Raw genomic sequence first — 4,951 nt, 5'->3', positions numbered from 1 at the left:
GCTCGACCCAGAGTCCGAAGGCCGAGAGCGCCGGTGAGGTCACGAGTGTGAGCTTGTCTCGACCGGCGTCGTGAGCATCCGCGATCCAGGCCGCCAGCAGGGCGGCGGGGTTGGCATCGGGACTCTGCGCACATGCGGCTTCCATCGACGCCGCGCGTGACACGAGTCCTTCGATGTCAACGCCGATGAGCGCCGCGGGGGTGAGCCCGAACAGGCTGAGCGCCGAGAAGCGCCCGCCGACGGTGGCCGGGGAGCTCAGGGTCACCCGCATGACCTCCAGCACGCGCTCGGCGACTATGCCGAGATCGCACCGGACGCCGACAGCATGCTCATGGTCGGCGACATCGTGAACTCGGGAACCTCCGGTGAGTGGAACGAGATCTATGACGTGATGGATGCCACGGCCGATATCCGTCCGCGTCAGACGATCGCTGCGAACGGGAATCACGAGCGTTACGCTCCGGGTGGTTTCGACGCGAACATGGAACGGTTCTACGCCTTCGCTGAGCGCGAGAAGCCGTGGGCTGAGTACATTGTCGAGGGTCCGGCAGGAGATCTGCCCGTGATCGTGCTGGGTCAGGAGTTCACCGCACCGACGGATGTCGCCATGTCTGAGGCGCAGGTCGCATTCTTCGAAGAGCGTCTGGCGCACTGGACCGCGCACGACAAGCAGGTCGTCGTGATGACGCACTTCCCGCTGGGCAACACCGTCTCGGCGTCGTGGCTGCACTGGTACAGCGAGCACCACCAGATGAACGATCGGCTGACGAGCATTCTCGGCAACTACCCGAACGCGATCATCTTCACCGGTCACACGCACTATCCGGCCGAGCTCGGCGACTGGGCCGTGCAGCGGCGCACCGCCGACGGACACCCCGACGGATTCTGGGCGATCAACACGATCGCGATGCACGTCGAGTGGGATGCTTTCGGCGAGAACACCGCAGGCATCCGTGAGGAGACCACGCGCGACATCAACCAGGGCCTGACGCTGGATTCGTATGGCGACCGCGTCGTGGTGACGGCATACGACTTCGCTTCCGACGAGCAGCTGCGCCAGATCGAGATCCCGAACCCCCTCGTCGAGTTCGATGCCGAGGTGCGCCCGGATGACGGTGGCGACCCGGATCCGGGCACCGGTCCTGACGACCCTGGCACGGATCCGGGCACCGATCCCGGCGCTGACCCGGGTACCGATCCCGGCCCTGGCACGTCGGGCCCCGGTGGTTCGGGCGACGATTCCGCGGCCGGTGAGGCGAGTGACCGAGGCGACCTCGCCGCGACCGGCTCTGAGCTGGCCTGGGGCATCGGGGCGGCTGCGGCCGCGCTGATCCTGGGCGGTCTGGCTGCCGGTGGGCTCGCGCTCGCGCGGCGCCGCCGGGCCTGATTTACTGTCGCTCGGTCCCGTGCGTGCCGTGCGCACGGGACCGAGCTATTTCAAGGAGAGAGCGCATGAGTGACGCGCAGTCTGCCCGGCAGCATCCGGCCGCGGTGCTGTGGGACATGGACGGCACGATCGTCGACACCGAGGCGCACTGGATCGCGGCGGCGGATGAGATCGCGCGATCGTTCGGAATCACGGTGGCGTCGGATGCTCTCGCCGAGCTCGTGGGCACGTCATTGACCGCCGGGGCTGAACTCATGCGCGGGTGGGGTGTCGATGTGCCGGTCGCTGAGCTGGTCGAGCGACACCTGGAGCTGGCTCTGCGCAACACGGCCGCCGCTGGATTCGACTGGCGGCCGGGTGCCGTCGAGTTGTTGGCGGCGCTTCGTGCCGACGGCATCCGTCTCGCTCTCGTGACCATGTCGTATCGCACCTATGCCGACACCATCATCGCGGCGTTGCCTGCTGGGACGTTTGATGTGATCGTCACGGGCGATGCCGTCGAGCGCGGCAAACCGCACCCCGATGCGTATCTACGGGCGGCGGAGCTGCTGGGGGTCGAGGTGCGCGACTGCGTCGCGATCGAGGACTCGCTCATCGGCCTCGCGGCTGCGCGTGCGGCCGGGGCTCAGGTGCTCGGCATCCCGCACCATGTCGCGATTCCGACGGGCGCTGCCGACGTCGTCTGGTCGACGCTGGAGGGGCGGACGGTCGCCGATCTGCGCTTGCCGCTGGCGGGCAGGGGCGGGTCGGCGTCGAGCCGGGGCGAGGTCAGGCGAGCTGTGCTTTGAGGGTGTTGTTCCACGGGTCGCGGAAGGTGAGTGTCTGCCCGTCGTCGGCGACCTGCGTGCCGAAGTGGGTGAGGCGCTCGTTCAGCTCGCCGAGTGCGTCGGCGTTCGGGAGGGCGAGGTCGACCTGGCCGAGGCCGAGTGCGGGCATGCGGGCTCCGGCGCCGCGCGAGTTCCACACGTTCATGGCCATGTGGTGGTGGTATCCGCCCGCCGAGACGAACAGTGCCTGCTCGCCCATGGATGCCGTGGCGTCGAAGCCGAGACGGCGCACATAGAAGTCGCGGGCGCTGGCGACGTCGCCGACGGAGAGGTGGACGTGTCCGATCTGGGCGGCTTCCGCTGCGGTCGAGCCGGATGCTGCGGCCTCCGTGAGGTGCTGCTGCAAGAAGGCGTTCGGGTCGAGATAGAGCGTGGCCATCTCGACCTGGCCGTGGGTCCATGACCATTCGGTGCGGTCGCGGTCCCAGTAGAGCTCGATGCCGTTTCCCTCGGGATCGTTCAGGTAGAAGGCCTGGCTGACGAGGTGGTCGGCGCTGCCGGTGAACAGCTGCGGTGCGCGCTGAGCGACGGAGGCGAGGGCGGATGCCAGGGCCGTCTGCGATTCGAACAGGATGGCGGTGTGAAACAGGCCGGCTGACCCCGGGGCGGCGTGCTTCAGCTCGGGGGAGTGCTGCAGGATGACGATCGGCGTGCCCGCGCGGCCGAGCACGACCGAATCGCCCTCGGCGCTGAGCACCTGCAGGGTGATGACGTCGCGGTAGAACGCGGTCATGGCGTCGAGGTCGGCGACAAAGAGTGTGACGGCTCCCATGGTAGTTGCCGCGGCAAGCTTTTCGTTCATGTCAGTGTCAACGCCTTTCGGCGCGATCTATTCCCGCATGCGATGCGGTGCGCTGCGCGTGCCGCGCGATGACGTCGCGGATGAAAGATTCTTTGCCTCGGTTGTAGTCTGCGCGCTCGGTGACTGTTGCCGCGAGGTGCCGTTTCAGCGCCTCGTATTCTTCGGCGAGGGAGTCGTGTTCGCGCAGTGCATCGCGGAAGGCGAGGTGTTCTGCGGCCCAGGTCGAGTCGATCTCGCAGACGTGCACGTGCACGTCGCGTGTGCGGCCCGCGGGTGGGCGGAGGAAGCGGAAGTCGGCGCCGCGTGCGCGCAGAACCAGTCCCAGCTCCTCGAGCGCAGGCAGGTAGCTGGTCTCGTCGGTGAGATCGGGAACCTGCACTTGAATGTCGATGACCGGCTTGGCGGCGAGGCCGGGTACGGCTGTCGAACCGACATGATCGATGCATGTGGGCAGGGGCGCGAAAGCATCCGTGAGGCGTTTCACCCAGAGACGGCCGAGATCCGCCCACTCATCGGATGCGGTGTGAATCTCGACGTCCTCACCGATCGGCTGGTCGAACCACTCGACGTCCGGCGTGGACGGCAGGCGGTAGGCCGCTCCGGACGGGTCTCGATGGAGGATGCCGTGGTCGACGAACGCGCGGCGCAACCGTGCTGTGTCGTCGGTCAACGCCGACAGTCGCGCTCCCAGTTCGGCTTCGCTCAGCGTCTCGGTTGATGCGATCACGCGCGGAAGGAGTGACCGCAGGAACTCATCGCGCTCGCCATGGTCTGACGGGTACCGGTCGATGCGTCCGTCCGTCGTGAGGAAGCGCTCTGGTCCGTTCTTCGGGCGCGTGCGTGCGCCCTGCTGCAGCAAGCCGCGCAGATGCGACTCGTCGACGGCCCAGCCCGTGCCAGCTCTCGTGATGAGCCCGGCGGATTGCAGCTGGCTGAGGGCGCGTTCCTCGCGGCGGTTAGGAGCGTCAGGCGTTGCGCTCAGCACCACTCGCGCGAATGCCTCGCGCGCCGTCGGGTTGGACAGGGCTGCGAGGAGAGGGCGCATGGCGTCGTCTATGCCGGGGGATGGGCCCGTCGGATGGTGCATGCCTTCCACTATCTCAGGCGGGGCCAGTCGTGCCCACGCGGGTGTCCGGGAACGTCCGGATGCGCGCACAAGTATTGATCCGGCGGTGCTGCACGTGGGACATTCTGCGGGTCGCGGATTGGGACGCGACATCGAGAACAGAAGGGAACAGTGAACATGGGGCTCAAGAAGATGTGGGCAGCAACGCTGGGCACCGCTGTGGTGGCGGTTGCTGTGCTCGGCGGTGTGGCGCCCGCGGACGCGGCGTCGGGCGGTGACCTTGATCAGGCCTTCGAGGATTACATCAACGGCGTGAACACCGGAATCATGACTCCGGACGGGAACAACCAGCGGTGGGAGTTCACCTATGACGACAACGGCAATGATGGCCTTCTCGTTGTCGAGACCTATGTCGTCCAACCACCTCTTCCGGGCGGGCAGTCACCGTACACGTACTACGGCTCGGACTGGGTGCTCGATCCCTCGTGGAAGCTTCCGATCGGGCAGCTGAACCCGAAATAACGCGATTGACACGAGCGGGGTGCCGGAGCGCGTGTGACTTCGGTGCCCTCTCGGCTATGAGCCGAGCGCGACCAGGTGCGTGGTGTCGTTGAGAAGTTTGACTCCGCGGTTGTGGAAGTAGTCGTCTTCGACCAGTCGGGTGATGCTGCCGGCGTCGACTGTGAAGATCACGCGGTTAAGAGCGTCAAGCGGCATGCCGATCCAGTGGGCGATCACGAGAGTGGCGGTTCCGCCATGGGTGACGATGATGCTCTGTGGAGCCGGATCAGACAGGATCTTGTCCATGCCGGCATAGACGCGATGCGCCCATTGGAGTTTCGTTTCGGCGCCTTCAAGCCCTTCGTCGT

The 4,951-nt window shown here is 66.7% G+C and carries 6 protein-coding genes and 1 pseudogene; 3 read left to right on the top strand and 4 right to left on the bottom strand.

What is annotated here, in order from left to right; translation table 11 throughout:
* Positions 1-265: pseudogene (locus Q1J95_RS14380) on the bottom strand (glucose-6-phosphate isomerase); the annotation flags it as partial.
* A gap of 39 nt (positions 266-304) precedes the next feature.
* On the opposite strand from Q1J95_RS14380, the gene Q1J95_RS15730 reads away from it, so the two are divergent.
* Both Q1J95_RS15730 and Q1J95_RS14365 read left to right on the top strand, forming a co-directional pair.
* Positions 305-1,387, top strand: coding sequence for a DUF4073 domain-containing protein (locus Q1J95_RS15730; RefSeq protein WP_366945560.1), 1,083 nt, complete (start codon positions 305-307; stop codon positions 1,385-1,387).
* 65 nt (positions 1,388-1,452) lie between these two features.
* The gene (locus Q1J95_RS14365; protein ID WP_300268764.1) at positions 1,453-2,175 is read left to right on the top strand and encodes an HAD family phosphatase; all 723 of its coding nucleotides are present in this window, start codon (positions 1,453-1,455) and stop codon (positions 2,173-2,175) included.
* Here the strand turns inward: Q1J95_RS14365 and Q1J95_RS14360 are convergent.
* Both Q1J95_RS14360 and Q1J95_RS14355 read right to left on the bottom strand, forming a co-directional pair.
* Positions 2,156-3,016: a VOC family protein gene (locus Q1J95_RS14360; protein WP_300268762.1), complete on the bottom strand. Its 861-nt coding sequence runs from the start codon at positions 3,014-3,016 to the stop codon at positions 2,156-2,158. The two genes, Q1J95_RS14365 and Q1J95_RS14360, sit on opposite strands and share 20 nt — an antisense overlap.
* Before the next feature lie 7 nt (positions 3,017-3,023).
* Entirely contained in the window at positions 3,024-4,103 is a 1,080-nt protein-coding gene (locus tag Q1J95_RS14355) for a GrpB family protein (protein ID WP_300268759.1), read from the bottom strand.
* A gap of 156 nt (positions 4,104-4,259) precedes the next feature.
* On the opposite strand from Q1J95_RS14355, the gene Q1J95_RS14350 reads away from it, so the two are divergent.
* Positions 4,260-4,604: a hypothetical protein gene (locus Q1J95_RS14350; RefSeq protein WP_300268758.1), complete on the top strand. Its 345-nt coding sequence runs from the start codon at positions 4,260-4,262 to the stop codon at positions 4,602-4,604.
* A gap of 54 nt (positions 4,605-4,658) precedes the next feature.
* On the opposite strand, the gene Q1J95_RS14345 is transcribed toward Q1J95_RS14350, so the two are convergent.
* On the bottom strand, positions 4,659-4,951 hold a 293-nt coding region (locus tag Q1J95_RS14345), incomplete at its 5' end, for a histidine phosphatase family protein (protein ID WP_300268756.1).

Source organism: Microbacterium sp. (assembly GCF_029263575.1).
Taxonomy (GTDB): domain Bacteria; phylum Actinomycetota; class Actinomycetes; order Actinomycetales; family Microbacteriaceae; genus Microbacterium.
Note: the sequence above shows the minus strand (reverse complement) of the source record. Positions and strands in the feature narration are given on the sequence as shown.